The organism is Fundidesulfovibrio sp. YSD1, assembly GCF_055397115.1.
This window is the reverse complement of sequence record NZ_AP043666.1, coordinates 2,903,557-2,927,709: the sequence shown is the minus strand read 5'-3', so window position 1 is coordinate 2,927,709 and position 24,153 is coordinate 2,903,557. Positions and strand designations below refer to the sequence as shown.

General features: G+C 69.6%; 20 protein-coding genes. 8 read left to right on the top strand and 12 right to left on the bottom strand.

Annotated features, from left to right (window positions below):
* Nucleotides 1-73: 73 nt before the first annotated feature.
* Complete coding sequence (locus ACZ5V4_RS13665; protein ID WP_464315417.1) at nucleotides 74-382, bottom strand: DUF1844 domain-containing protein; 309 nt, start codon at nucleotides 380-382, stop codon at nucleotides 74-76.
* A gap of 21 nt (nucleotides 383-403) precedes the next feature.
* Nucleotides 404-1,570: a pyridoxal-phosphate-dependent aminotransferase family protein gene (locus ACZ5V4_RS13660; protein ID WP_464315416.1), complete on the bottom strand. Its 1,167-nt coding sequence runs from the start codon at nucleotides 1,568-1,570 to the stop codon at nucleotides 404-406.
* A 145-nt stretch (nucleotides 1,571-1,715) separates the two neighbouring features.
* Here ACZ5V4_RS13660 and pyk point away from each other — a divergent pair, with 145 nt between their 5' ends.
* Both pyk and ACZ5V4_RS13650 read left to right on the top strand, forming a co-directional pair.
* Nucleotides 1,716-3,134, top strand: coding sequence for a pyruvate kinase (pyk, locus tag ACZ5V4_RS13655; protein WP_464315415.1), 1,419 nt, complete (start codon nucleotides 1,716-1,718; stop codon nucleotides 3,132-3,134).
* A gap of 51 nt (nucleotides 3,135-3,185) precedes the next feature.
* Complete coding sequence (locus ACZ5V4_RS13650; protein WP_464315414.1) at nucleotides 3,186-3,830, top strand: HAD family hydrolase; 645 nt, start codon at nucleotides 3,186-3,188, stop codon at nucleotides 3,828-3,830.
* Here ACZ5V4_RS13650 and ACZ5V4_RS13645 read toward each other — a convergent pair.
* The 8 genes from ACZ5V4_RS13645 to ACZ5V4_RS13610 all read right to left on the bottom strand — a co-directional run bounded on the left by ACZ5V4_RS13645 (nucleotide 3,827) and on the right by ACZ5V4_RS13610 (nucleotide 12,972).
* Nucleotides 3,827-4,636 (bottom strand): ATP-binding cassette domain-containing protein, encoded by an 810-nt coding sequence (locus tag ACZ5V4_RS13645; protein ID WP_464315413.1) that lies wholly within the window; start codon nucleotides 4,634-4,636, stop codon nucleotides 3,827-3,829. The genes ACZ5V4_RS13650 and ACZ5V4_RS13645 overlap by 4 nt on opposite strands.
* Complete coding sequence (locus ACZ5V4_RS13640) at nucleotides 4,626-5,327, bottom strand: GTP-binding protein (protein ID WP_464315412.1); 702 nt, start codon at nucleotides 5,325-5,327, stop codon at nucleotides 4,626-4,628. The genes ACZ5V4_RS13645 and ACZ5V4_RS13640 overlap by 11 nt, the downstream gene beginning before the upstream one ends.
* Entirely contained in the window at nucleotides 5,324-6,355 is a 1,032-nt protein-coding gene (locus ACZ5V4_RS13635) for an ABC transporter substrate-binding protein (protein WP_464315411.1), read from the bottom strand. Before ACZ5V4_RS13635 ends, ACZ5V4_RS13640 begins: the two co-directional genes overlap by 4 nt.
* Before the next feature lie 214 nt (nucleotides 6,356-6,569).
* Nucleotides 6,570-7,994 (bottom strand): adenosylhomocysteinase, encoded by a 1,425-nt coding sequence (ahcY, locus tag ACZ5V4_RS13630; RefSeq protein WP_464315410.1) that lies wholly within the window; start codon nucleotides 7,992-7,994, stop codon nucleotides 6,570-6,572.
* The gene (locus ACZ5V4_RS13625; RefSeq protein ID WP_464315409.1) at nucleotides 7,991-8,911 is read right to left on the bottom strand and encodes an ArsR/SmtB family transcription factor; all 921 of its coding nucleotides are present in this window, start codon (nucleotides 8,909-8,911) and stop codon (nucleotides 7,991-7,993) included. The genes ahcY and ACZ5V4_RS13625 overlap by 4 nt, the downstream gene beginning before the upstream one ends.
* Nucleotides 8,908-10,095, bottom strand: coding sequence for a benzoate/H(+) symporter BenE family transporter (locus ACZ5V4_RS13620; RefSeq protein ID WP_464315408.1), 1,188 nt, complete (start codon nucleotides 10,093-10,095; stop codon nucleotides 8,908-8,910). The genes ACZ5V4_RS13625 and ACZ5V4_RS13620 overlap by 4 nt, the downstream gene beginning before the upstream one ends.
* A gap of 98 nt (nucleotides 10,096-10,193) precedes the next feature.
* On the bottom strand, nucleotides 10,194-11,753 hold the full coding sequence (locus ACZ5V4_RS13615) for a sensor histidine kinase (protein ID WP_464315407.1): 1,560 nt from the start codon (nucleotides 11,751-11,753) through the stop codon (nucleotides 10,194-10,196).
* Complete coding sequence (locus tag ACZ5V4_RS13610) at nucleotides 11,740-12,972, bottom strand: HDOD domain-containing protein (RefSeq protein WP_464315406.1); 1,233 nt, start codon at nucleotides 12,970-12,972, stop codon at nucleotides 11,740-11,742. The genes ACZ5V4_RS13615 and ACZ5V4_RS13610 overlap by 14 nt, the downstream gene beginning before the upstream one ends.
* Nucleotides 12,973-13,104: 132 nt before the next feature.
* On the opposite strand from ACZ5V4_RS13610, the gene ACZ5V4_RS13605 reads away from it, so the two are divergent.
* Nucleotides 13,105-13,761, top strand: a complete 657-nt coding sequence (locus ACZ5V4_RS13605; protein ID WP_464315405.1) for a precorrin-8X methylmutase — start codon at nucleotides 13,105-13,107, stop codon at nucleotides 13,759-13,761.
* Between the two features lie 10 nt (nucleotides 13,762-13,771).
* Here ACZ5V4_RS13605 and ACZ5V4_RS13600 read toward each other — a convergent pair whose 3' ends face one another.
* On the bottom strand, nucleotides 13,772-16,372 hold the full coding sequence (locus ACZ5V4_RS13600) for a sensor domain-containing protein (RefSeq protein WP_464315404.1): 2,601 nt from the start codon (nucleotides 16,370-16,372) through the stop codon (nucleotides 13,772-13,774).
* Between the two features lie 7 nt (nucleotides 16,373-16,379).
* On the bottom strand, nucleotides 16,380-17,480 hold the full coding sequence (gene ychF, locus ACZ5V4_RS13595; RefSeq protein ID WP_464315403.1) for a redox-regulated ATPase YchF: 1,101 nt from the start codon (nucleotides 17,478-17,480) through the stop codon (nucleotides 16,380-16,382).
* A 276-nt stretch (nucleotides 17,481-17,756) separates the two neighbouring features.
* Between ychF and ACZ5V4_RS13590 the strand changes: the two genes are divergently transcribed.
* The 5 genes from ACZ5V4_RS13590 to ACZ5V4_RS13570 all read left to right on the top strand — a co-directional run bounded on the left by ACZ5V4_RS13590 (nucleotide 17,757) and on the right by ACZ5V4_RS13570 (nucleotide 24,134).
* Entirely contained in the window at nucleotides 17,757-19,493 is a 1,737-nt protein-coding gene (locus ACZ5V4_RS13590; RefSeq protein WP_464315402.1) for a transporter substrate-binding domain-containing protein, read from the top strand.
* On the top strand, nucleotides 19,490-20,917 hold the full coding sequence (locus ACZ5V4_RS13585; RefSeq protein ID WP_464315401.1) for a sigma-54-dependent transcriptional regulator: 1,428 nt from the start codon (nucleotides 19,490-19,492) through the stop codon (nucleotides 20,915-20,917). Before ACZ5V4_RS13590 ends, ACZ5V4_RS13585 begins: the two co-directional genes overlap by 4 nt.
* A gap of 312 nt (nucleotides 20,918-21,229) precedes the next feature.
* Nucleotides 21,230-22,660 (top strand): anion permease, encoded by a 1,431-nt coding sequence (locus tag ACZ5V4_RS13580; RefSeq protein WP_464315400.1) that lies wholly within the window; start codon nucleotides 21,230-21,232, stop codon nucleotides 22,658-22,660.
* A gap of 80 nt (nucleotides 22,661-22,740) precedes the next feature.
* Nucleotides 22,741-23,577 (top strand): fumarate hydratase, encoded by an 837-nt coding sequence (locus ACZ5V4_RS13575; RefSeq protein WP_464315399.1) that lies wholly within the window; start codon nucleotides 22,741-22,743, stop codon nucleotides 23,575-23,577.
* On the top strand, nucleotides 23,577-24,134 hold the full coding sequence (locus ACZ5V4_RS13570; protein ID WP_464317832.1) for a fumarate hydratase C-terminal domain-containing protein: 558 nt from the start codon (nucleotides 23,577-23,579) through the stop codon (nucleotides 24,132-24,134). The genes ACZ5V4_RS13575 and ACZ5V4_RS13570 overlap by 1 nt, the downstream gene beginning before the upstream one ends.
* Nucleotides 24,135-24,153 lie beyond the last annotated feature (19 nt).

Here is a 24,153-nt window from a genome sequence, read left to right as displayed (position 1 = left end):
TCAAGGCCGGGGCTTTCGCCCGCGAGGTGCGCCCGCCAGGCGCGGGCAAGGCTTGCCGTCCCCCGCCGGGGGCTCAGCCGTTCTTCTTCACGTAGAGCATGCGCAGGTGGCCGAGGATTTCCCCGAGCTGCTTGTTCTCCTCGCAGCTCAGGTTGCCCTTGGTCTTTTCCTCGAGCATGGCCAGCGTATCGATGGAATGCTTGGCCAGCGGCATGCTGGGCGTGGTCCTGCCCGATTCCGGGTCGGCCATCTCGCCAAGGTGCACCAGCGTGGCCGAGGCCAGGGAGTAGACGAAGGTGGTGAAATCGACCTTGGGTAGGCAGGTCCCTGCGTAGTCGTCCTGCCCGTCGGGGCAGGTCGCGCACTGCTTGTCCTGGTTCATGGATGCTCCTCGAAGCGGATCTCAATAGGCCGGAGGGCCGGATTCCAGGGCCTTGGCGTAGGCGTCCATGGCCTGCTCCAGCGCGTCCGGGCAGCCGACGAAGCCGCCGCTGGCCGTGAAGGCCCGGCGCAAGGCGGCGAGCCCGGCCAGCACGTCGCCGAAATCCACGTAGCCCATGTGGCCCAGGCGCACCACCTGGTCCTTCATGTGGCCCTGCCCGGCGGCCAATACGACACCATAATCATCCGAAGCGGCCTTGACCACGGCCGAGGCGCTCACCCCAAGCGGCATCCTGACGGACGTGAGCCCCCAGGTGAAGCTCTCCGGGGCCAGGAGCTCGAGGCCCATGGCGGACACGCCCGCGCGGGCCATCATGGTCAGGGCCCACTGCTTGCGGAACATGTTCTCCAGGCCGTGGTCCCGAAACAGCTTGAGGCTCTCGCGAAGCCCGACGAGCAGGCCCACGGCCGAGGTGAACATGGTCTGGTTCTTGGCGATCTTCTCGCGCTCGCCAAGAAGCTGGAAATAGAAGTTGGACGGCCTGACCCGGGCGCACTTCTCCCAGGCCTTGTCCGAGCAGGCGATGAAGGCCAGGCCCGGCGGCAGCATCAGCCCCTTCTGGGAGCCGGTGAGCAGGCAGTCCACGCCCCAGGCGTCCATGGGGCAGGGCGAGATGCCCACGGCGGAGATGCCATCGGCCACCAGGAGCGTGTCGCGCCCGGCCGTGACTCTGGCCAGCTCGCGCACCGGGTGCAAGACGCCCGTGGAGGTCTCGGAGGCCTGCACGCACACGCCCGCGATCTCCGGGTCGGCGTCCAGGGCGGCCTGCACGGCGGCCGGGTCCACCGGCTTTCCCCACTCCACCATCAGGCGCACGGGGATCTGCCCGTGGGCCTCGCAGATCTCGCCCCAGCGCTCGCCGAACTTGCCGCCCTCGATGCACAGGACCTTCTCGCCCGGGGCGAAGAGGTTGGAGATCGCCGCGGCCATGGCCCCGGTGCCGGAGCAGGAAAGGGGCATGACCTCCTGCGCGGTCTGGAAAAGGTATTTCAGTCCGTCGCGCACGTCCTGCATCACGGGCAGGAAGGCGGGCTTTCTGTGATGGATCATGTCCCGGGCCATGGCCAGCCGCACTTCTTCGGGAAGCGGCGTGGGGCCCGGGGTGAGCAGTCTCGTCTTGTTGAGCATGGATACCCCCCGCTGGCGCGGTTCTACACAAAAGCCCGCCGGAGCGCATCCGCTTTATGCCCCCCGGACAACGGGTTTTTTTGATACACAACCGGCGGTCTATCGGCTATCAATGGCGTCGAACCTGAATAATCCGGAGAACCCCATGACCACCAAGATCATCGCCACCCTGGGCCCGGCCTCCATGTCCCGCGAGACCATAAAGGCCTTGGCCCTGGCCGGCGCGCGCATCTTCAGGCTCAACTTCTCGCACTCGGTCGCCGCCGATTTCGAGCCGGTGATCAAGGTCATCCGCGAGGTGGAATCGGAAATCGGCAAGCCCCTGACCGCGCTTGGCGACCTCTGCGGCCCCAAGACGCGCATCGGCGAGATCGAAAACGCGCCCCGCCAGGTGGACAAGGGCGAGATACTGCGCCTGGGCCTGCCGGACGAGAACTCGGGCGGCTCCCAGGCCTTCGTGCCCCTGGACGTGCCCGCCCTGCTGGAAGGGCTCGAACCCGGCATGCCCGTGAACCTCTCCGACGGCATGCTCCAGTTCACCGTGACGGCCACGCTCAAGAAGGACAGGCTTTTCGAGATGCGCGCCGAGAACGCGGGCGTGCTCTCCTCGCGCAAGGGCATCGCCTTCCCGGGCAAGCACCACGCCCTGCCCGCGCTCACGGCCAAGGACATCAAGGACCTGCACGAGGGCCTGGACATAGGGCTCAACGCCGTGGCCATCTCCTTCGTGCAGTCCGGCGAGGACATCCGCCAGATCAAGGAAGAGATACGAAAGCACGGCGCCTGGGTGCCGGTGGTGGCGAAGCTCGAGCGCCAGAACGCCGTGGACCGCCTGGACGAGATCCTGGCGCTGACCGACGTGGTCATGGTGGCGCGCGGGGACCTGGGCACCGAATGCTCCATCGCGGAGCTGCCCATCATCCAGAAGCGCATCATCCGCGCCTGCCGCCACGCCCAGAAGCCCGCCATCGTGGCCACGCAGATGCTTCTCTCCATGGTCAAGAACCCCATCCCCACGCGCGCCGAGTCCACCGACGTTGCCAACGCCATCATGGACGGGGCCGACTGCGTGATGCTCTCCGAGGAGACGGCCGTGGGCGACCACCCGGTCAAGGCCGTGGAGTACATGCGCGAGATCTCCGACAACGCCGTGAAGTACTACCTGGAGCGCATCTCCGGGCCGTACGCGCCGAAAAAGGAGAAGAACCCGGCCAAGTACCTGGCCTACTCGGCCTGCATCCTGGCCGACAACGCCGAGTCCGAGGCGCTGGTGACGCACTCGCTCTCCGGGGCCACGGCCAGGCTCATCTCGTCCCGCCGCCCCGAGCTGCCCATCTTCGCCCTGACGCCCGACGAGCGCGTGATCCACCACATGAACTTCGTCTGGGGCGTGCAGCCGCGCCTGATCGAGGCCACGGGCGAGAGCCACATGCGCCGGGCCGAGTCCTTCGTGTCCCACTCGGAGGACTTCACGCGCGGAAACTCCGTGGTGATCACCGCCGGACAGCCCACCCCGGGCCAGACCGAGCGCTTCACCAACCAGATCAAGCTGTACTTCAAATAGCCGGGGCGCGGGCGCGCCCGCCGTTTCTGCATCACCTGGAGGGACCGATTCATGCCCGTTTGCGGCGTCATCTTCGACCTTGACGGAACGCTCCTGAACACCCTGGAGGACTTGGCCGACGCGGGCAACGCAACACTCGCGCACTTCGGCTACCCCGCGCACCCCGTGGAGAGCTACAAGCAGTTCGTGGGCGACGGCGTGGTCATGCTGGTCAAGCGGGCCCTGCCCCCGGACGCCGGGGAGGACTTCGACACGGTGCTCGAGCGCATGCGCCTGGAGTACGCCCAGCACCTGGACAAGAAGACCGCCCCCTACCCGGGCATCCCGGAGCTTCTGGACGAGTTGTCCGCGCGCGGGGTGGCACTGTGCGTGTTCTCCAACAAGCCGCAAAAGTTCTGCGCGGCCAACATGGCCCAGTTCTTCGGGCGCTGGCAGTGGGCGCAAATAGTCGGCGAGACGCCCGAGATCCCGCGCAAGCCCGACCCAACCGGGGCGCTCTCAATCTCGCGGGCGCTCAACATCGCGCCCCGGGATTTCCTTTTCGTGGGGGACACGCCCATGGACATGCGTTGCGCCCTGGGCGCGGGCATGACGCCAGTCGGGGTGACGTGGGGGTTCCGCGAGCGCGCGACGATGGAAGAGGCGGGCGGAAGGGTGTTCATCGACCACCCGCTGGAGCTTCTGGGGCTCCTCTAGCCGAGCCGCTCGCCCGCGCGAAGAAGCGCCCGCGTGCGCGAGAACTCCTCTTCCATCAGCGTGAGCCTGGCCAGGAGCGCCTCTTCCTCCGGGGTGCGGGTCATGACCTTCCTCACGGCTCCGTGCTCGAACACCAGCCTGCGGTCCGCCGAGAGCGCCAGCACCGGGTCGTGGGTGGCGACGACGATGATCTTGTCGCTTTTCAGAAGCAGGTCCAGCGCCTTGCGCTTGTCCACCCCGGCGTTCTCGATCTCGTCGATGAGCAGCACCGGCGACCAGCTGAGAAGCGCGGTGTCCGCGATCATCAGCGCCCTCGACTGACCGCCCGAGAGCTGCGTGAGCTGCGCGCCCGGGCCGAAGGGCTCGCCGGCAAGGTCGTTGGCGGCCGCCAGCACGCGCGCGGCCGCCGCCTCGGGGTCGACCACCTCGCGGCTCATTGCGTGCAGCAGCACGAAGTCCCGCACGCACAAATCCAGCACGAAGTTCATGTTCTGGGTCAGCTGGGCCACCAGCCTGCCCTGGAGCGCGAAACGCTCGTCCGCGTCCGGCGCGCGCCCGTCCAGCAGGAGCGTGCGGCCCGTGGGCGTGTCCGCGCAGGCAAGGGACTCGATGTCCGAAAGAAACCGGCTCTTGCCCGACCCCGTCGGCCCGAGAAGCGCGGTGATGCCCCCCGGCGCGAAGGCCACGTCCTGGGCCTCGGGCCTGCCGGACTTGTCGCGCCCGGCCGTGAGCACCATGCTCGAGGGCGTCCTGACCCGGCCTTCGGCCACGCCGCCCTCGCCATCAAGAAGTTCATCAGCCTGCATCGACGCCTCCGAAGCGGGCCTTCTTCACGTTGCCCTTCTGGTAGCGCGCCCCGATGCGCGTCTCGCTCAGGCAGTAGGAGCAAACGGCCGCGGGCATGGAGAAGCGCAGCTTCATCTCCGTGACCGACTCCACGTCGGGCGCGGCGGCCATCACTGCGGCGAACTCCGCGCAGCCCTGGCCCGTGAGCCCGTTGACGTGGCGGATCACCGCGCGCTTGTTCATCTGGCGGATGCGGTAGCGGTAGACCTCGCGCTCGGCCTGGGAGACCAGGTCGCCCTTGGTCACCAGGACCATGTCGGCCATGCGCAGCATGGGGCCGATCTTCTCGGGCGCGTCCACGCCCATGAGGTTGTCGATCACGCACACGCCGAGCGCCCCGCGCACGTGCGGGGAGCAGCGGTTGCACAGCCCGGCGGTCTCGATGGCAAACAGCGCCGCGCCCGTGCCCCGGGCCCACTCGAAGGCTTCCTCCAGGTTGGTGGCGAAGAAGTGGTCCGGGCAGAGCCCGCCGGAAAAGGCCACGGACACGGGCACCCCGGCCTCGCGGTAGAGCTCGCCGTCGCGGCTTTGCAGGCAGTCGAACTTGACCACGGCGCAGGCCGTGCCCGCGCGCGCAAGCTCCCGGCAGGCCCGGGCCACCACGGAGGTCTTGCCGCACGAGGGCGGCCCGGCCACGGTGACCAGCTTCACAGGCCCCTCCTGACCATGGTGCGGAAGAGCACGTTCAGCTTGTCGCGCAGTTCGTTCACGTCGTTGTCCGCGATGAAGTCCCACCCCACCCACTTGAGCTTCGCCTCGCCAGGCAGGCGCGAGGGCGCGGAGCCGTCCATGGGCGCGAACCAGGCCGCGCTCTCGATGGAGGCGAACCCGCCGGAGAAGAACGACGTCAGCGGAGCCAGGCGCCCGCGCCCGGAACGCTTGGCCAGGAAGTACAAGGGGCTCGCCGCCGCGCCGTCCGAGGGCCAGATGATCTCCACGTGGGCGGGGTGGCGCGTGGAATAGGCGAAGAAGGCCGGGATCACGTAGATGGTCCCCGCGTCCTTGTCCCCGCTCCCGGCGGACTTGACCATGGACGAGGAGTGCATGAGCGTGCGCGAGCTCGCGGCCAGGGCCTCCAGGCCGGGCATGCCGAAATCCTTGTAGAGGTTCAGCACCACGGCGTCGGCCATGTCGTCGCCGTCGCCACACATGACCACCTCCCCCGCGAAGCGCGGGTGCAAAAGGTCCTCCCAGGCCCTGGGCGCGGGCCTGCCGCCCAGGCGGCGGGTGTCCACCAGGAAGATGTAGGGCGTGGCCCCGTAGACCGTGTAGAACCCGCGCGGGTCCGCGAGCCCGGCGCGCTCGTGCAGGGGGCTTAGGGTCTTGGCGGGGACGGCTTCGAACACGCCCGCGTCCACGTGGGCGGCGGCGAAGTCCTTGCGCCAGAAGTCCCCGAAGCCGATGGAGGCGATGACGCCCGGCAGCCTGTTTGGGTCCTCGATCTTGTGGATGGGGTCGTAGGGGTCCACGGAGGTGCAGCCCATGGGGATATGCGCGGTGAGCTCGCGGCCCTTGGCGGCCTCGTCCTCCACGATGGCCTCGATATGGTCCTTGACCACCAGCTTCACCGGGCAGGGCGCGTAGAGCAGCAGGTCCGGCGGCGTGCCGGGCGTTTGGGCCGCTTCGTCGGGCCCGGCCATGTCCGTGATGGAGCGCATCAGGTCGTCGAGAGCTTTCATGGGTCCCCCGCCGGGCGCGGCGCAAAAATGTGAGGCTTTCCTACGTTTTCGTAACCCCGCGCGGGACCGGCCCCCCGGCCGAGCGAGCAGTTGCGCGGTTATCCGGGGACCGGCCTGTCGCGGCGTGACGGGAAGGAAGCAACGGACGTGCCAAAAAAAGAGAAGCCCCGGACGCACGCGCGCCCGGGGCCTGCTTAACACGGTCCGGCCGGTTCTAGTAGCGGTAGTGCTCGGGCTTGAAGGGGCCGTCCGCGCTCACGCCCATGTACTTGGCCTGCTCGGGGGTGAGCCTTTCGAGCTTCACGCAGAGCCTCTCCAGGTGCAGGCGCGCCACTTCCTCGTCCAGGAGCTTGGGCAGCGTGTACACGCCGATGGCGTAGTCCTTGCGGGCCAGGTCGATCTGGGCCAGGGCCTGGTTGGTGAAGCTGTTGGACATCACGAAGCTGGGGTGGCCGGTGGCGCAGCCCAGGTTCACGAGCCTGCCCTCGGCCAGCACCAGCACGGAGCGCCCGGATTCCACGGTCCACTTGTCCACCAGGGGCTTGATGACCTCCTTCACGCACTTGGGGTTGTTCTCCAGGTAGTGCATGGCGATCTCGGAGTCGAAGTGGCCGATGTTGCAGATGATGGCCCCGTCGCGCATGTTCTCCATGTGCGCGCCCGTGATCACGTCGAAGCAGCCCGTGGCCGTGACGAAGATGTCGCCCAGCTTGCAGGCCTCGTCCATGGTGGTCACTTCGTAGCCTTCCATGGCGGCCTGGAGCGCGCAGATGGGGTCGATCTCGGTGACGATCACGCGCGCGCCGAACCCGCGCATGGACTGGGCGCAGCCCTTGCCCACGTCGCCGTAGCCCGCCACCACCACGATCTTGCCGGCCACCATCACGTCGGTGGCGCGCTTGATGCCGTCGGCCAGGGACTCGCGGCAGCCGTAGAGGTTGTCGAACTTGGACTTGGTCACGGAGTCGTTGACGTTGATGGCCGGGAAGAGGAGCTCCCCGTCCTTCATCATCTGGTAGAGGCGGTGCACGCCGGTGGTGGTCTCCTCGGAGACGCCGCGGATCTTCTTCACCCAGTTCGTGAAGCGGGTCTTGTCGGCCTTCACGGACTCGGCCAGGCGCGCCAGGATGATGGCGAATTCCTTGTTGTCCGTGGGCTTGTCCAGGATCGAGGCGTCCTTTTCGGCCTTGACGCCGTGATGGATGAAGAGCGTGGCGTCGCCGCCGTCGTCCACGATGAGGTCCGGGCCGGAGCCGTCGGGCCAGGTGAGCGCCATCTCGGTGCACCACCAGTAGTCTTCAAGGGTCTCGCCCTTCCAGGCGAACACGGCGGCGGTGCCCGCCTGGGCGATGGCGGCCGCGGCGTGGTCCTGGGTGGAGTAGATGTTGCAGCTGGCCCAGCGCAGGTCCGCGCCAAGCTCGTGAAGCGTCTCGATGAGCATGGCGGTCTGGATGGTCATGTGCAGGCTGCCCGCCACCTTCAAGCCCTTCAGCGGCTTTTCCGGGCCGTACTTGGCGCGCACGGCCATGAGGCCGGGCATCTCGTTCTCGGCGATGAGCAGTTCCTTGCGGCCCCATTCGGCCTGGGACATGTCGGCGACTTTGTAAGGCAGGGTCAAATCGAGCGGTTTCACACTCATCCTCGTTCCTCCGTGAAGGGCCTGCGCGCCACGTAGAAGCCCAGGCGCAGGCCCAGTTTGACTGGTTTTTCCTCTATCCTCTCCACCGTGAAGCCCGCGCGGTCAAGCCACGAGGACACCTCCCGGCTGGAAAAACCCAGCCAGCGGTCCCCGAAGCGCTCGCGCATGAGCTCGTTCTCGTGCTTGAGGTAATCCGCCACCACCAGCACCCCTCCCGGTGCCACCACGCGCCCGGCCTCGGCCAGGGCCGCCCGGGGGTCGGAGAGGTGGTGCAGGGTCAGGCTCATGACCGCCGCCCGGGCCTCGCCGTCGGCCAGGGGCAGGTGCTCGAGCTCGCCCACGCGAAGGCTCGCCCCGGCAAGCCTGGGTTTCTTGCGCGCGATCTCCAGCATGGCCGGGGAGGCGTCCACGCCGATGAGGCGCTGCGCCTTGGCCGAGAGCGCGTCCAGAAGTTCGCCCGGGCCGCAGCCCAGGTCCGCCACGGGGCCGCCTTCGGGCAGAAGCGAGAGGATGGTCCCCTCCAGGTCCGTCTCGCCAAGCACCTCGCGGCGCATGGCCTGCCAGTCCGGGGCGATGGCGTTGAAGAAGCGCCGGGTCTCGCGGGCGCGGGCCTCCAGGGCCTCGCGGGCGCGGTCCAGGTCTTCGTCCGGGCCGCAGTCCTCGATGAGCGGGCTTACGGCGTCCAGAAACGTCGAGCGATCGGCGCGGTAGAACACCCACAGGCCGTCGCGCCTGGCGGACAAGAGCCCGGACTCCACCAGGATGCGCAAATGGCGCGAAATGCGCGACTGGCCCATGCGAAGCACCCCGGTGATCTCGCCCACGTTCAGCTCGAAGCGGGCCAGCAGGCGCAAGAGCCGCAGGCGTGTCTCGTCCGAGAGGGCCTTGAAGGCCGCAAGGGGCGCGCAGGGGCTCACCCGCGCCTCGCGTGCAGGGCGCGGTCGGTGAGTATCCCCCCGGCCAGGCCCCAGAAGGCCGAGCCGATGCCGAAGAAGCTCACGCCCGAGACCGTGACCAGAAGCGTGACCAGCGCGGCCTCGCGCTTGTCCGCGTCCTCCATGGCCTGGGTCAGCCCGGAGATGATCGCCCCGAAGAGCGCGAGCCCCGAGACAACGGCGATGAGCGCCCCGGGCAGGGCCGTGAACACGCCCACCAGGGCCGCGCCGAACACGCCCACGGCCAGGTAGCAGGCCCCGCAGATCACCCCGGCCACGTAGCGGCGCGAGGGGTCGGAGTGGGCCTCGGGGCCTGTGCAGATGGCCGCCGTGATGGCCGCCAGGTTCACGCCGTGGCAGCCGAAGGGCGCGAGCACCGTGGAAAGAACGCCCGTGACCGTGACCAGCGGCGTGGCCGGGGCCTGGTAGCCGCTGGCGCGCATGACGCCGAGGCCCGTGGCGTTCTGGCCGGTCATGGTCACGAGAAAGAGCGGCAGCCCGAGCCCGATGACCGCCCCCAGCCCGAACGACGGGGCCGTGAGCACGGGCACGGCCAGGGAGGCGTCCACGGCCGCGAAGTCCAGGGCGCCACGCAGGAAGGCCACGAGAAAGCCCGTGCCCAGGGTGCAGACGATTGCGTAGCGCGGGGTCGCGCGCTTGGCCGCCAGGTAGGCCGCGATCATGCTTCCGGCCAGGAGCGGGGCGTCCTTCAGGTAGGCGAACACGTCCACCCCGAAACGGAACAGGATGCCCGCCAGCATGGCCGAGACCACGGGCCGGGGGATGCGGTCCATGAGCGCCTGGAAGAGCCCGGTGACGCCGCACAGCGTGATGAGCGCGCCCGAGACGATGAACGCGCCCACGGCCTCGGGGTACGGGTAGGCCGCCCACCCGGCGGCCAAGAGGGCCACGCCCGGCGTTGACCACGCCGTGACCACGGGCTCGCGGTAGCGCAGCGACAGCCAGATGCCCGAGATGCCCGAGCCCATGCAGATGGCCCAGATCCAGCTGGAGAGCTGCTCCGGAGAGAGCCCGGCCACGCGCGCGGCCTGGAAGATGATGGCGGCGGGGCCGCCGAAGGACACGGCCACGGCCACCACCCCGGCGGTCAGGGCCGAGAGGGAGAAATCGCCGAAAAAGCTACGCGGTGCTGTGGTCGCTTGCATGGCCGGAAAGCCTCCATGACTAGATCAAGATATCTTGATATGAGGAAGTACTGAACAAGCCCAGGCGCGTCAAGCGCTTTCGCGCCCGCGCGCTTACGTCAACACCGGGGTGTGGAAGGAAGGGTGAAGCAGAACACGCTGCCACCGTTGGAGGCCGCCTCCACCCAGATCCTGCCGCCGTAGTGGGCAACGATGTGGCGGCAGATGGCCAGGCCCAGGCCCGTGCCCGAGGGCTTGTCGCGCAGGGTGTCCTTGCTGGCGTGCTGGTGGAACTTGTCAAATATCTTCTCGGCCTCGTCGGGCGAGACCCCGGGCCCGGTGTCCTCCACGCAGACCGTCAGGCAGCCCTCTGCGTCCTGCCCGGCGCGCACCAGCACGTAGCCCTCGTTGGTGAACTTGAAGGCGTTGTCCACCAGGTTGATGAGCACCTGGAGGATGCGGTCGCGGTCGGCCGTCACCACGGGCAGGCTCTTGGGCAGGTCCAGGAGCAGGCGCACGTCGGGCCGGTTCTCGAGCCTGCCCTCCACGGCCATGACCGCGTCCATGATCAACGCGGGTACGTTCACGGGCTCGTCGCGCCAGAGCATCTTGCCGGACTCGATGCGCGTCAGGTCGAGCACGTCGTTGATGAGCCGAGTGAGCCTCTCGGACTCCTTCTCCACGATGTCCAGGTTGCGCAGCAGCCTGTCGGCCTTCTGCTCGAGGATGCTCCCGGGGTCCGGCACGAAGAAGCGCCGGAAGTCCCTGGCGATGAGCTTGACGAAGCCCCGGATGGAGGTCAGCGGCGTGCGCAGTTCGTGCGAGACAGAGGACAGAAAGCCCGACTTGAGCTTTTCCAGCTCCTTGAGCTGCCTGTTGGCGGCCTCCATCTCGGCCACCTTGCGGAAGAGCGCCTGGGTGCGCACCTCCACCGTGGCCTCCAGGCGCTGGTTGAGGGCCTCCAGCAGTGTCTCGGCCTTGCGCCGGTGGCGCACCTCGTCGCCCAGGCGCGCGAGCGCCTTCTGGAGCTCGCCGGTCTTCTCCTCGATGACGCGGTCCTGCCCCTCGCGGGCGATCGTGAGCTCGAGCTCAGAGCGCTCCAGGCGGGCCACCTTCTCCTCGAGGGCCTCGTTCATCTCCCGGATGCGCCGGTAGAGGAAGTGGCTCTCCAGGGCCTGGGCCGCGTTGCCGAGCAGGATGGAAAGGATGGAGAGCGTCACCTCGCCCATCTCGGGGCACGGACGCGCGGCCTCGGCCACGAACATGCCCCGGATGCGCGTGGACGTGGTCAGCACGTGCAGGAGCGCGGGCTCCCCGGGCTCGGCCGTCAGCGGCACGGCGCGCTTCTCGCGCAGGGCGAAGGCGAACCGGCCGGACTCCACGGCCCGGGCCGCCAGGGCCTCCAGCCTGGGCGCGTCCGAGGGCGGGTCGCACAGGGCGAAGAAGAAGGAGGAGTCGGCCTCGTTGACCAGCATGAGCCCCATCCGCTCGAACGCCAGGAGCGAGCGCACGCGCTCGGCGCAGAGCGAAAGGATCGGCTCCGGCCCGTCGAGGCCGGTCACGCCGGGCGTGAAATCGCAAAGCGAGGCGGCGGTGTCCAGGGCGTCCAGGGCCAGGCGCGCGGTGCGCTCCAGGTGGCCGTCGCCGGGCGCGGCGAGTCTGGCGTCAGGCCGGGACATTCTGCAGGAAGATCGGTTCGAGTTGGCCAAGCTGGGCCTCCACGCGGTCGAAGACCAGCCCGGCCGCCCCGGGAGGGGCGCCCAGCAGGTCGAAGGCCTGGGTGTCCAGGGGCATGAGCACGGATTGGCCGCCGGAGCCGAACACCAGGGCCTCTGCCAGAAAGTCCGCCGCGTGGACGATGCCCGCGTCGCGCGGCTCCGGGGAGGCCAGCGGCTCGTGGTGGAAGGCCGCCGCCTGCGCCAGGGCCGGAGGCAACCCCCAGGACTCGAGCAGGGCGGCCCCGGCGGCGGCGTGGTCCGTGCCCAGGACGGCACGCTCGGCGGATACCAGCCCCTCCCCTGCCCCGCGCACCAGGGAGAGGGCCTCGCGCATGGGCTCCGGGGCGTGCAGGATGAGGAGCAGCAGGCCCGCGTCGTGCAGCAGGCCCGCCACGAAGTAGCGCTCGGTGTTGGGCAGACCAAGCACCGAGGCCAGGGCGCGCGCCCCGCAGGCGCAGGCCAGGCTGTGCCGCCAGAAGGCGCGCGGCTCGATGAGGCCCCGGTCCATGTCCTTGAAGAGCCCGATCACCGCGAGCCCCAGGGCCAGGGCCGAGAGCTGCTGCACGCCGATGACCGTCACGGCGCGAGAGATGGTTTCGATGCGCTGGGGAAAGCCGTACATGGCGCTGTTGGCCACCTTGAGGAGCGTGGCGGCCAGGCCGGGGTCGTTCATGATGATGGAGGCCACCTCCACGGGCGAGGCCCCCGGGTCCTCCATGGCGCGGGCCAGGCGGCCGAGCACCCCGGGCATGGCCCCGAGCGGCGGGTTGGAGGCGGCCAGGGCGGCGGGGTCCAGGGCGCGGCGCGGCCGAGGGGATTCTTCGCCCGAAGGCGCGGGAGGATCGCAGACGCTCGCCGCCAGGGGCGGGACCTCGCCCGTCTCCAGAAGCCGGGCCAGGCGCGCGGCCGCCAGGCGGTGGGCGTCAGCCGTGAAGCGGTGGTCCAGGCGGTTTTGCCTGAAGCGCAGCCCGGCCAGCTCCAGGGCCTTGTCCTGCCCGGAGGGCGGGGCCGCCCCGAGCGGGCGCTCGCCCCTCAAGGCCACCTCGCCCACGCCCCAGGCCTTGAGCACGCCGATGCTGCGCTCGTCCAGCACCGCGCCCTCGCCCGCGAGCAGGCGGCCGTTCACGTCGCGAACGGCCTCGCCGAGCACCATGCCCGGCCTGAGATCGGCAACCCTCATGCACTTCTCCGCCAAGGCCGGAGAAAGCGCTCCGGCAAAGTCTGAAATGGCCTCGGGACGTTTGAGGGCATCCCACGCCCTTTGTCAAGCCGCCCCCTTGGCTCGCGCGGCGCAAAGGCGTAGGAGGGCGCGATGAAAGCATCAAGCGCAAGCGGCCCCTTGGAGCCCGCGAGCATCGAACGGCTGAGTTTCTCCATCATCGACTCAGAGGTCCCCGAGCCCCGCCCCTTCGCCGGGGCCGAGTGGGAGGTGGCGCGCAGGCTCGTGCACACCTCGGCGGACTTCGAGCTCTTGGACCTCCTGCGCTTCTCGCCCGGGGCCGTGCAAGCGGGGGTGGCGGCGCTTCGCGGCGGGGCCACGGTGGTCACGGACACGCGCATGTGCCAGGCGGGCATCCCCATGCGCAGACTCGCGCCCCTGGGCTCGTCCACCCTGTGCTTCATGGACGACCCGGGGCTCGCGGCCAGGGCCAGGGAAGCCGGGGTGACGCGGGCCAGGCTGGCCGTGGACGAGGCAGCCAGGCTCGACGGCCCGGTGATCCTGGCCGTGGGCAACGCGCCCACCGCGCTTTTGCGCATCCTGGAACTCATGGACGAGGGCGCGCTTCGCCCGGAGCTGATCGTGGGCATGCCCGTGGGCTTCGTGAACGCGGCGGAATCCAAGGAGTTGCTCATGGAGCGCGGGGACGTGCCGTGGATTTGCGTGGCCGGGCGCAAGGGCGGCTCGCCCCTGGCCGCGGCCTGCGTCAACGCCCTGGCCGAGCTGGCCCTGCGCGCCGACGCCCCGTGACGGGAAGGCTTCAGGGAAGGGCGGCCAGCAGGTACTCCAGGGCGTCCTCCGGGGTGAGCGGCCTGGCGAAACGGTAGCCCTGGCCGTAGGCGCAGCCCAGGCTCCTCAGCGCCTGAAGCTCGCCCTCGGTCTCGATGCCCTCGGCCACCACGCACATGTCCATGCTGTCGGCCAGTTGGACCACGGCGCGCACGATGCGCAGGTTGTCGCGGTCGGTGTCCGAGTTGCGCACGAAGGCGCGGTCCACCTTGAGGGCGTCCACGGGAAAACGGCGCAGGTAGGCCAGGGAGGAATACCCCGTGCCGAAATCGTCGATCATGAGCGAGACGCCGACGCTCTTGAGCTCCTTAAGCATCTCCACCGTGCGCCCGGCGTGCTCCATGACCACGCTCTCGGTGATCTCGAGCTTCACCGCGGACGCGGGCAGCCCGGCTGCCTCGATGACCCGGGCAACGCTCCCGGCCAGGTCGTGCTGCATGAACTGGCGGCCCGAGAGGTTCACGCTCATGGTCAGGCCCTGGGCCCCGGGCACGCTCTTGCGCCACGTGGCCAGCTGCGCGCAGGCCTCCTTGAGCACGAAGCGCCCGATGGGCAGGATGAGCCCCGAGGCCTCGGCCGCGGGGATGAAGTCGAGCGGGGCCACGAGCCCGCGCTCCGGGTGCCGCCAGCGCACCAGCGCCTCGAACCCGGCCGGGGCCATGGTCTCGAGGTCCACGATGGGCTGGTAGACCAGGAAGAACTCCCCGCGCTCCACGGCGCGGCGCAGGTCGCTCTCCAGGAGGAGCCGGGAGCGCACCTCGTCGTGCATGGCCCTGTCGAAGACCGCGCTCTCGCCCTTGCCCAGGGCCTTGGCCTTGAACATGGCCGTGTCCGCGTCGCGCAGGACCTCGTCCGCGCCCTGGTAGCGCCCGTCGTCCAGGACCACGCCGATGCTGCCCGAGACGAACACCTCGTAGCCCTCGAGCATCTCCGGCCCGGCCAGTTCCGCGTGCACGGCCCCGGCCACGGCCAGGGCGGCCTCGCGGCTCACGGGTCCTTCCAGGATCACCGCGAACTCGTCGCCGCCCAGGCGCGCGAGCACGCTCCCCTCTCCCACGGCCTTGCCGATGCGCCGGGCCACCGAGCGCAGGAGCCTGTCGCCCAGGGCGTGGCCCAGGCCGTCGTTGACCACCTTGAAGTCGTCCAGGTCCAGCGAGAGCACAGCGAATCCGCGCGCCTCGCTCCCGAGGGCCTCGCCCAGCCGGCCCGCGAACGCCGTCCGGTTGGGCAGCCCCGTGAGCTCGTCGCGGAAGGCCTGGCGCTTGAGGCGTTCCTCGGCCATCCGGCGTTCGGTGATGTCCTCGAAGACCACCACGGCCCCGTCCAGGCGCTCGCCCAGGAAAAGCGGCGCGCAGGAGTAGTCCACCGGGAAGCTCGACCCGTCCTTGCGCCAGTAGACGTCCTCCTCCACCTGGCGGGGGAGTCCGTCGGCCAGGGTCTTGCTCAGGGGGCAGTCCTCCTCAGGGTAGGGGGAGCCGTCGGGGCGGGTGTGGTGCAGCTTCGTGTGAGCGTTCTGGCCGCAGAGGTCCTTGCGGCCGAAGCCGGTCAGGCGGCGCACCGCCGGGTTGGCGAAGGTCACGCGGCCCTTGGTGTCCACGCCGTAGATGCCGTGGGCCACGGAGTTGAGCACGGCCGTGTTGCGCTCGTTCAGGCGGCGCAGGGCGTCCAGGGTCCTGATGCGCTCCAGGGCCGCCGAGAGCACGTTGGCCACGGCCTGGAGGGTGTGCACCTCGTCGGGGGCGTAGGCCCTGGGCCTGGAGGAGTGCACCCCGAGCACGCCGTAGGGGCGCTCCTGCCCGTGGATGACCGCGCTCATGCCGCTGGCCACGCCGTGCTCCAGGAGGACTTCCTTGCCCCGGACGCGCCCGTCGGCCGCCAGGTTCTCCACCACAACGGGCAGGCCCGTGACCAGGGCGAGGCCCGCCTGGGTGCCCTCCAGCTCCACGCGCGCCGCAGGGGCGAGGCCTTGCCTCCAGCCGGTCCCGGCGGCGAGCGTGAGGTGGCTCTGGTCGCCGGCGAGCTTCAGCACCTCGGTGAACTGCGCGGAAAAAAGCGTGCCCAGCAGGCGGCAGGTCTTCTCGAGGAGCCCGGCGGTATCCAGGCTGCTCAGGGCGAAGACGCCGAGCTCCGCCACCACGCCCTGCTGGAAGGCCCGCCTGCGCAGATTCTCCTCCACGGCGCGCGCGTCGGTGATGTCGTGCGCGAACACGGCCACGCGGTGCACGCGGCCGTTGTCCCCGAACACGGGCACGAGGTTGTTGTCGAAGATCAGGCCTTCGCGGGTGTCCTCGAAGCGCACCGGCCGCCCCGTGTCGAAGACCGACCGGATGGCCTCCATCCTGCGTTCGAAAACCGCCCCGGGCACGAACTCGCCCATGTTGCGCCCGGTCATTTCCGGGGCGCTCAGGCCCCCCATCTTGCGCGCGCCGGTCTCGTTGACCGCGTGGATCACTCCCTCTCGGTCGAAAAGGAAAGCGGAGTCGAGGCTGGCGTCGAGAAGGGCCAGCACGGTCCCGCCCGGGCTGGCGGGTTGCGGAGCCGTTTCGGCCGGGCCGATCGGCGTGTGTCTCATGAGCCGGTCACACGTTGAAGAGAAAATGAATCACGTCCCCGTCGCGCACGGGGTACTCCTTGCCTTCCTGGCGCAGGACGCCCGCGGCCCTGCAGGCCGCCTCCGTCGCGTGGGTGACGTAGTCCTGGTAGGAAATGACCTCGGCGCGGATGAACCCGCGCTCGAAGTCGGTATGGATGACCGATGCGGCCTTGGGGGCTTTCCAGCCCTGTTCGATGGTCCAAGCGCGCACTTCCTTCGGACCGACGGTAAAATAACTGATGAGGCCAAGAACCGAGTAGCCGGTGCGGATGACCTGGTCAAGGCCGGAGCTTTCGACGCCGAAGGATTCCAGGAATTCGGCGCGCTCCTCGTCGGAGAGCGCGGCCATCTCCTCCTCCATGCGCGCTGACACCTTGACCACAGGGGCGCCCGTGCGCGCGGCGAACCCGCGCACGGCCTCGACCTGCGCGGAGTCCTCGCCCAGGCCGGACTCGTCCACGTTGGCGCAGTAGATCACGGGCTTGGCCGTGATGGGGGAGAGCTCGGCGAACAGCTCGGCCATGGAAGGCTCGTCCAGCCCGGGCATGGAGGCGGCGGGCTTGCCTTCCATCAAGTGGGACAGGAGCTTCTCGGCGGCGGCCAGCCTGGCCTGGTGCTCCTTGCCCGCCTTGGCCTGCTTGCGCAGGCGGTCCATGCGGTTCTCAAGGGTCTGGGCGTCGGCCAGGATCAGCTCGGTCTCGATGACCTCTATGTCGGACACGGGGTCCACCTTGCCGTGCACGTGCACCACGTCGTCGTCCTCGAAGCAGCGCACCACGTGCAGGATGGCCTGGGTCTCGCGGATGTTGGCCAGGAACTTGTTGCCCAGGCCCTCGCCCTTGCTCGCGCCCTTGACCAGGCCCGCGATGTCGGTGAACTCCACCGTGGCCGGGAGCACGCGCTGAGGGTTGGCGATCTTCGCCAGGGCGTCCAGGCGGGCGTCCGGCACGGGCACGATGGCCTTGTTGGGCTCGATGGTGCAGAAGGGGTAGTTGGCGGCCTGGGCGTTCTGGGCCCTGGTGAGCGCGTTGAAGAGCGTGGACTTGCCGACGTTGGGCAGACCGACGATTCCGATGGAAAGCGGCATGGGGAGCACCTTGGGTCCGGCACCTCCGCGCGGCCGGAGGCCGGGAGGGCCGGGAACGTTCTTTTTGCGGTCGCGGACGCTCCCGGCCGGGAGCGTCGCAAAGCCGATGGGCTTTACCCTGCCTTGGGCCGGGAGTAAAGCCTTTCGGCCCGCGAAAGAATGCCGTCGGCAAGAGCCGTTACGCCTCCCTCCCCGCCCACCCCTTGACCTCGCGCCCGTGAAGACCGACAATTCCAGGCAGCCCCGGGCGCCATGCCCCGGCCGGAGAGTTCCCCATTGCACGCGACCATCCGCAAAGCCCTCACCCTGTCCGCCCTGGCCCTGGCCCTCGCTGCCACGCCCTGCCCGGCCCAGCACGCGCTCCCCGCGCAGCAGGACGTGCCGGGCGTGAGCAGGCCCATCGTTGTGGGCGGCGACCGCGACTACCCGCCCTACGAGTTTTTGGACAAGAACGGCCAGCCGGCAGGCTACAACGTGGACCTGAGCCGCGCCATAGCCGAGGTCATGGGCATGCAGGTGGAGTTCCGCCTGGGGGCCTGGAACGAGATGCGCCAGGCCCTGCAGGAGGGCACCGTGGACATCCTCCAGGGCATCTCCTACTCCGAGGAGCGCCTCCAGGAGGTGGACTTCGCCCCGCCCCACACCACCGTGAACCACGCCATCTTCGCCCGCGAGGGCACGCCCGCCGTCTCCTCCCTGGAGGAGCTCAAGGGGGCCAAGGTGGCCCTGCACCGGGGCGGGATCATGCACGACACCCTGCGCGCCATGGGCTTCGAGCAGGACCTGGTCTTCAGCGACACCCCGGCCGACGCCCTGCGCCTGCTGGCGGCCGGCAAGTGCGACTACGCGGTCACGGCCATGCTGCCCGGCACCTACATCATCCGAGAGAACAAGCTCGACAACCTGGAGGTGGTGGCCCGCAGCGTGGCCACCGTGCGCTACGGCCACGCCGTGAAGAAGGGCAACGACCTGCTGCTCGGGCGCTTCAGCGAGGGCCTGGCCATCCTGGACCAGACCGGCAAGTACGAGGACATCCGCCGCAAGTGGCTGGGCGTGCTCGAGAACAGGCCCGTCAAGTGGGACCAGGCCCTGAAGGCCGTCTCGGCCGTGGTGGCGCCCATGCTCCTCTTGCTGGCGGCGGCGGTGTTCTGGTCGCACACCTTGCGCAAGAGGGTGGCCGAGCGCACCAAAAGCCTCTCCGACGCCCTGGAGCAGCTGCACCGCAACCAGCAGCAGCTCGTGCAGGCGGACAAGATGGCGGCGCTCGGCGTGCTGGTCTCGGGCGTGGCCCACGAGATCAACAACCCCAACGGGCTCATCCTCATGAACCTGCCCATCCTGCGCAAGGCCCAGGCCGACTCCCTGCCCATCCTGGACCGGCACCATGACGAGTACGGCAACTTCACCCTGGGCGGCATCCCCTACGACCGCATGCGCCAGGAACTGCCCGTGATGCTCGAGGAGATGCAGGAGGGCGCGCAGCGCATCAAGCGCATCGTCAACGACCTCAAGGATTTCGCCCGCAGCGACGAGGGCTCCATCCGCGTGCCCGTGGACGTCAACGAGTCCGCGCGCAAGGCCGTGCGCTTGGTGGACGCGGCCATCCGCAAGGCCACGGACCACTTCGGCCTCAAGCTGGCCGAAGGCCTGCCCCGGGTGCTCGGCAACTCCCAGCGCATCGAGCAGGTGCTCATCAACCTGGTGATCAACGCCTGCCAGGCCCTGCCGGACCGGAGCAAGGCCATCGAGGTGGCCACCCGCCACGACAGGCACTCGGACATGGTGGTGCTCACCGTGCGCGACGAGGGCACGGGCATAGCCGAGGAGCACCTCTCGCGCCTGACCGACCCCTTCTTCACCACCAAGCGCGAGAGCGGCGGCACGGGGCTCGGGCTTTCCGTGTCGGCGGGCATCGTCAAGGAGCTCGGCGGCAAGCTCGGGTTTTCCTCCACCAGGGGGCTCGGCAGCATCGTCACGATGAGCCTGCCCGCGCTCAGGGAGGGCGCGAAATGAACGGTTCGCCCTACCCGTCCTTCAAGATCCTGCTGGTGGACGACGAGCCTGCGTGGCTGCGCTCGCTCACGCTGACCCTGGAGTCCTCGGCCGGCATCACCAACGTCGCGTCCTGCCAGAACAGCGCCGAGGTCATGGAGCTCCTGGATCAGGGCGGCTTCGGGCTCGCGCTCCTGGACCTGACCATGCCCCGGCCCTCCGGCGAGGAACTTCTGTCCATGATCGCCGAGCGCCACCCGGAGACGGTGCGTATCGTGGTCAGCGGGCTCAACCAGTTGGAGAGCGCCGTGCGCTGCATGAAGCTCGGGGCCTACGACTACTTCGTGAAGACCGACGAGCAGGACAGGATCGTGGGCGGCGTGCTGCGCGCGGTGCGCATGCTCGAGCTTCGCGACGAGAACCTCGCGGCGCTGACGCGCGTGGCCTCGGGCGGGCCGCTCGACCCCGGGGCGTTCTCGGGGATCATCACGCGCAGCCGGGCCATGTCCGCCGTGTTCGCCTATGTCGAGGCCGTGGCCGCAAGCCCCCAGCCGCTCCTGATCACCGGCGAATCGGGCACGGGCAAGGAGAACCTGGTGCGCGCGGCCCACGAGCTCTCGGGGCGCAAGGGGCCGCTGGTGTCCGTGAACGTGGCGGGCCTGGACGACTCGGTGTTCGCGGACACGCTCTTCGGCCACGTGCGCGGGGCCTTCACCGGGGCCGACGCCCCGCGCAGGGGCATGATCGAGGAGGCCGCCGGGGGCACGCTCTTTCTGGACGAGATCGGCGACCTCTCCATCGCCTCCCAGGTGAAGCTCCTGCGCCTGCTCCAGGAGGGCGAGTACTTCCCCCTGGGCAGCGACCAGCCCAGGCGCATGAAGGCCCGCGTGGTGGTGGCCACCCACCAGGACCTGGCGGCCAAGGAGGCCGGGGGGCAGTTCAGGCGCGACCTCTTCTACCGCCTGCGCACCCACCACGTGCACGTGCCCGCCCTGCGCGAGCGCAAGGAGGACATCGAGCCCCTGCTGCACCACTTCCTGGAGGAGGCCGCGCGCTCGCTCGGAAAGAAAAAGCCCTCCCCCCCGCGCGAGCTGGCCCAGCGCCTGTGCGCCTACCCTTTCCCGGGCAACGTGCGCGAGCTCAAGGCCATGGTCTACGACGCCGTGAGCGTGCACCCCGGGCGCATGCTCTCCATGGAGACCTTCGAGAAGGCCATCGGCAGGGCCGAACCCCAGGCAGCCTGCGGCCCCCCGGCCGAGGCGGTCAACCCGTTCTCCTGCTTCGAGCGCCTGCCGAGCTTCTCCGAGGCCGCGCGCTTCCTGGTGGAGGAGGCCCTGGAGCGTTCGGGCAACAACCAGACCCTGGCCGCCAGGCTCCTTGGCATCACCCAGCCCGCGCTCAGCAAGCGCCTGAAGCAGATGCGCGGCCAGACCGGCGAGGGCTGAACGCAACCCCCATAACCGTTTTCATGGCCATTCCGAGCGGAATGAACGCCAGCATATTGAAATAAAAAAATAAAACCACCCGACCTAAGCCTCCCCATAACCAGGGTTATCTCCGTTCGCCCGGGTTCCCCTCCCTTCCGCCACCGGCACTCCGCGCACCCGCGCCGTTTCCCTGCCGCGCCCCGGGCTGGCATCATCCTTGCCTTGCACGAGCCGAGCACGACCACCCATTGGACCGCCCCTTCCGCCCATGGCCCGGAGCCGGAGGGGGAGCGTGGACGTCCGGGCCGGACCAGTTAGCGAGGAGGGGATATGAAGTTCAACATCAAGGCCGTCGTCCCGGTCGCCGCGGGCCTGGCCATCCTGGCCCTGCCCACGCCCCAGGGGCTGACCCCGGACGCCTGGCGCTATTTCGCGGTCTTCGTGGCCGTGGTGGCCGCGCTGGTGCTCGAACCCATCGCCCCGGCCCTGGCCGGGCTCATCGGCGTGTCCATCGCCGCCGTGTTCAACCTCGTGCCCGTGGGCCCCGGCAAGCCCGGCACTGCGGCCGAGTCCATCAAGTGGGCGCTCTCGGGCTTCTCCGACGGCACGGTCTGGCTCATCTTCGCCGCGTTCATGTTCGCCCTCGGCTACGAGAAGACGGGCCTGGGCAAGCGCATCGCGCTCACGCTGATCAAGCTCATGGGCAAGCGCGCCCTGGGCCTGGGCTACGCCGTGGCCCTGGCCGACCTGATCCTGGCCCCGTTCATGCCCTCCAACACGGCGCGCAGCGGCGGCACCCTCTACCCGATCATCAAGAACATCCCGCCGCTCTACGGCTCCACCCCCGAGGAAAACCCGCGCGGGCTGGGCGCGTACCTGATGTGGACCGCCCTGGCCACCACCTGCGTCACCTCCTCCATGTTCCTGACCTCGCTGGCCCCCAACCTGCTGGCCCAGTCGCTGGTGGAGAAGACCGCCAAGGTCACCCTGACCTGGAACGACTGGTTCATGAGCTTTCTGCCCGTGGGCGCGATCCTGTTCGCGGCCACGCCGCTTTTGGCCTACGTGCTCTACCCGCCCACCAAGAAGGCCTCGGCCGACGCCCCCATCTGGGCGGGCGCGGAGCTGGCCAAGCTGGGCTCCATCAGCGTCCGCGAGGTCATCATGGCCCTTTTGGCCGCCGGGGCCCTGGCCTGCTGGATCTTCCTCGGCAAAGAGGTCAACGGCACCACCGTGGCAATCGCTGCAGTGAGCCTCATGGCCCTGCTCAAGGTGGTCACCTGGGACGACATCGTGGCCAACAAGCAGGCCTGGAACGTGCTGGCCTGGTTCGCCACCCTGGTCACCCTGGCCGGGGGCCTGGCGCGCACGGGCTTCCTGGAGTGGTTCGCCAAGTCCATCTCCGGCTCGCTCCAGGGCATGTCCCCCACGGCGGCCATGATCGGCCTGGTGGTGGTGTTCTTCGCCAGCCACTACATGTTCGCCAGCGTCACGGCCCACGTGGCGGCCATGCTGCCCGTGATGCTCGCGGCGGCCATGGCCATCCCGGGCCTGAACATGCCCCTGGTCTCCATGCTCCTGTGCTCCACGCTCGGCATCATGGGCGTGATCACGCCCTACGGCACCGGCCCCTCGCCCATCTACTTCGGCTCGGGCTACATCAAGGGCAAGGAGTTCTGGATGCTGGGCTTCGTCTTCGGCCTGATCTACCTGGGGGTGTTCCTGCTGGTGGGCTTCCCCTGGAACCTGGCCAGGATGTAACGCTCCGGAAGGTTCCCTCCACGCCGGTCCGCGCGCCGTCTCCCCGGCTGCGCGCGGACCGGCCGCCTCAAGGAGAACCCATGCGGACAATCGACGCCCAGACCGTCATCGACGCGGCCGCGCGCCTGTGCGTGACGGCCAACCGCGTCCTGCCGCCGGAAGTCCACCTGGCCTTCCTGCGCGCCCTGCCAGGCGAGACGCCCAGGGGGCGCGAATCATTGCGCCAGCTCCTGGACAACGCGGCGCTCTCCTCCGGGCTCGGGCTGCCCCTGTGCCAGGACTGCGGCCTGGCCGTGTTCTTCGTGGAAAAGGGCGAGGACGTCCGCGTTTGCGGCATGGGGCTCGTCCAGGCCGTGAACGAAGGCATGGTCAGGGGCTACCGCGACGGTTTTCTGCGCAAGTCCACCTGCGACCCCTTCACCCGCGCCAACCGGGGCGACAACAGCCCGGCCGTGGTCCACTGCGACGTGGTCCCGGGCGACAGGCTGCGCATCGTGGCCATGCCCGAGGGCGCGGGCGCGGACAACGCCTCGCGCCTGGAGATGTTGCCTCCCGGCTCCACCGTGGAGGACGTGCGCGACTTCGTGGTGGAGGCCGTGGCCCAGGCCTGCCAGGGCGTGTGCGCGCCCGTGACCGTGGGGCTTGGCGTCGGCGGCAGCTTCGAGCTCGCGGCGCTGAACGCCCGCAAGGCCCTGCTGCGCCCCGAGGCCAAGGAGAACCCGCACCCCGAGGGCGCGCGCCTGGAATCCCTCTGCTTCCACGCCCTGAACCGCCTGGGCACCGGCCCCCTGGGCCTGGGCGGGAAAACCACCTGCCTGGGCGTTCGGGCCATCGTGTCCCCCGGCCCGCGCGACTGCCTGCCCCTGGCCATCCTCGTGCAGTGCCACTGCGCCAGGAAAGCGGAGGCGGTGCTGTGATCCGCACCGTGCGTCTGCGCACCCCGCTTTGCGAGGCCGACGTCCTGGCCCTGCGCGCGGGCGACGCGGTCCAGCTTTCGGGCTGCGTCTACACCGCCCGCGAGGAAGCCCACGAGAAGATCCTCGAGGTCCTTGCCCGGGGCGGCTCCCTGCCCTTCCCCCTGGAAGGGGCCGTCTTCTACTACGTAGGGCCGAGCCCCATGACCCCCAACCGGCCCATCGGCGCGGCCGGCCCGAGTTCCGCCAGCCGCATGGACCCCTACGTGGCCCGCCTGCACGAGCTTGGCGTGCGCGCCACCATCGGCAAGGGCAGGCGCGCGCCCCACGTGGGCGCGGACCTGGCGCGCCTGGGGGGCGTCTACCTGGGGGCCACGGGCGGGGCCGGGGCGCTCCTCTCCACGCACATCCGGGCCTGCCGCGTGGCGGCCTTCCCGGAGCTCGGCGTCGAGGCCGTGCACGCCCTCGACGTCGAGGACTTCCCGGTCACGGTGCTCCAGGACTGCCACGGGGGCAACCTGCACGCCGTGGCCGACCTGGACGCCGCACTCGGGCGCTGAAAATCCCCTTCGTCCTCCG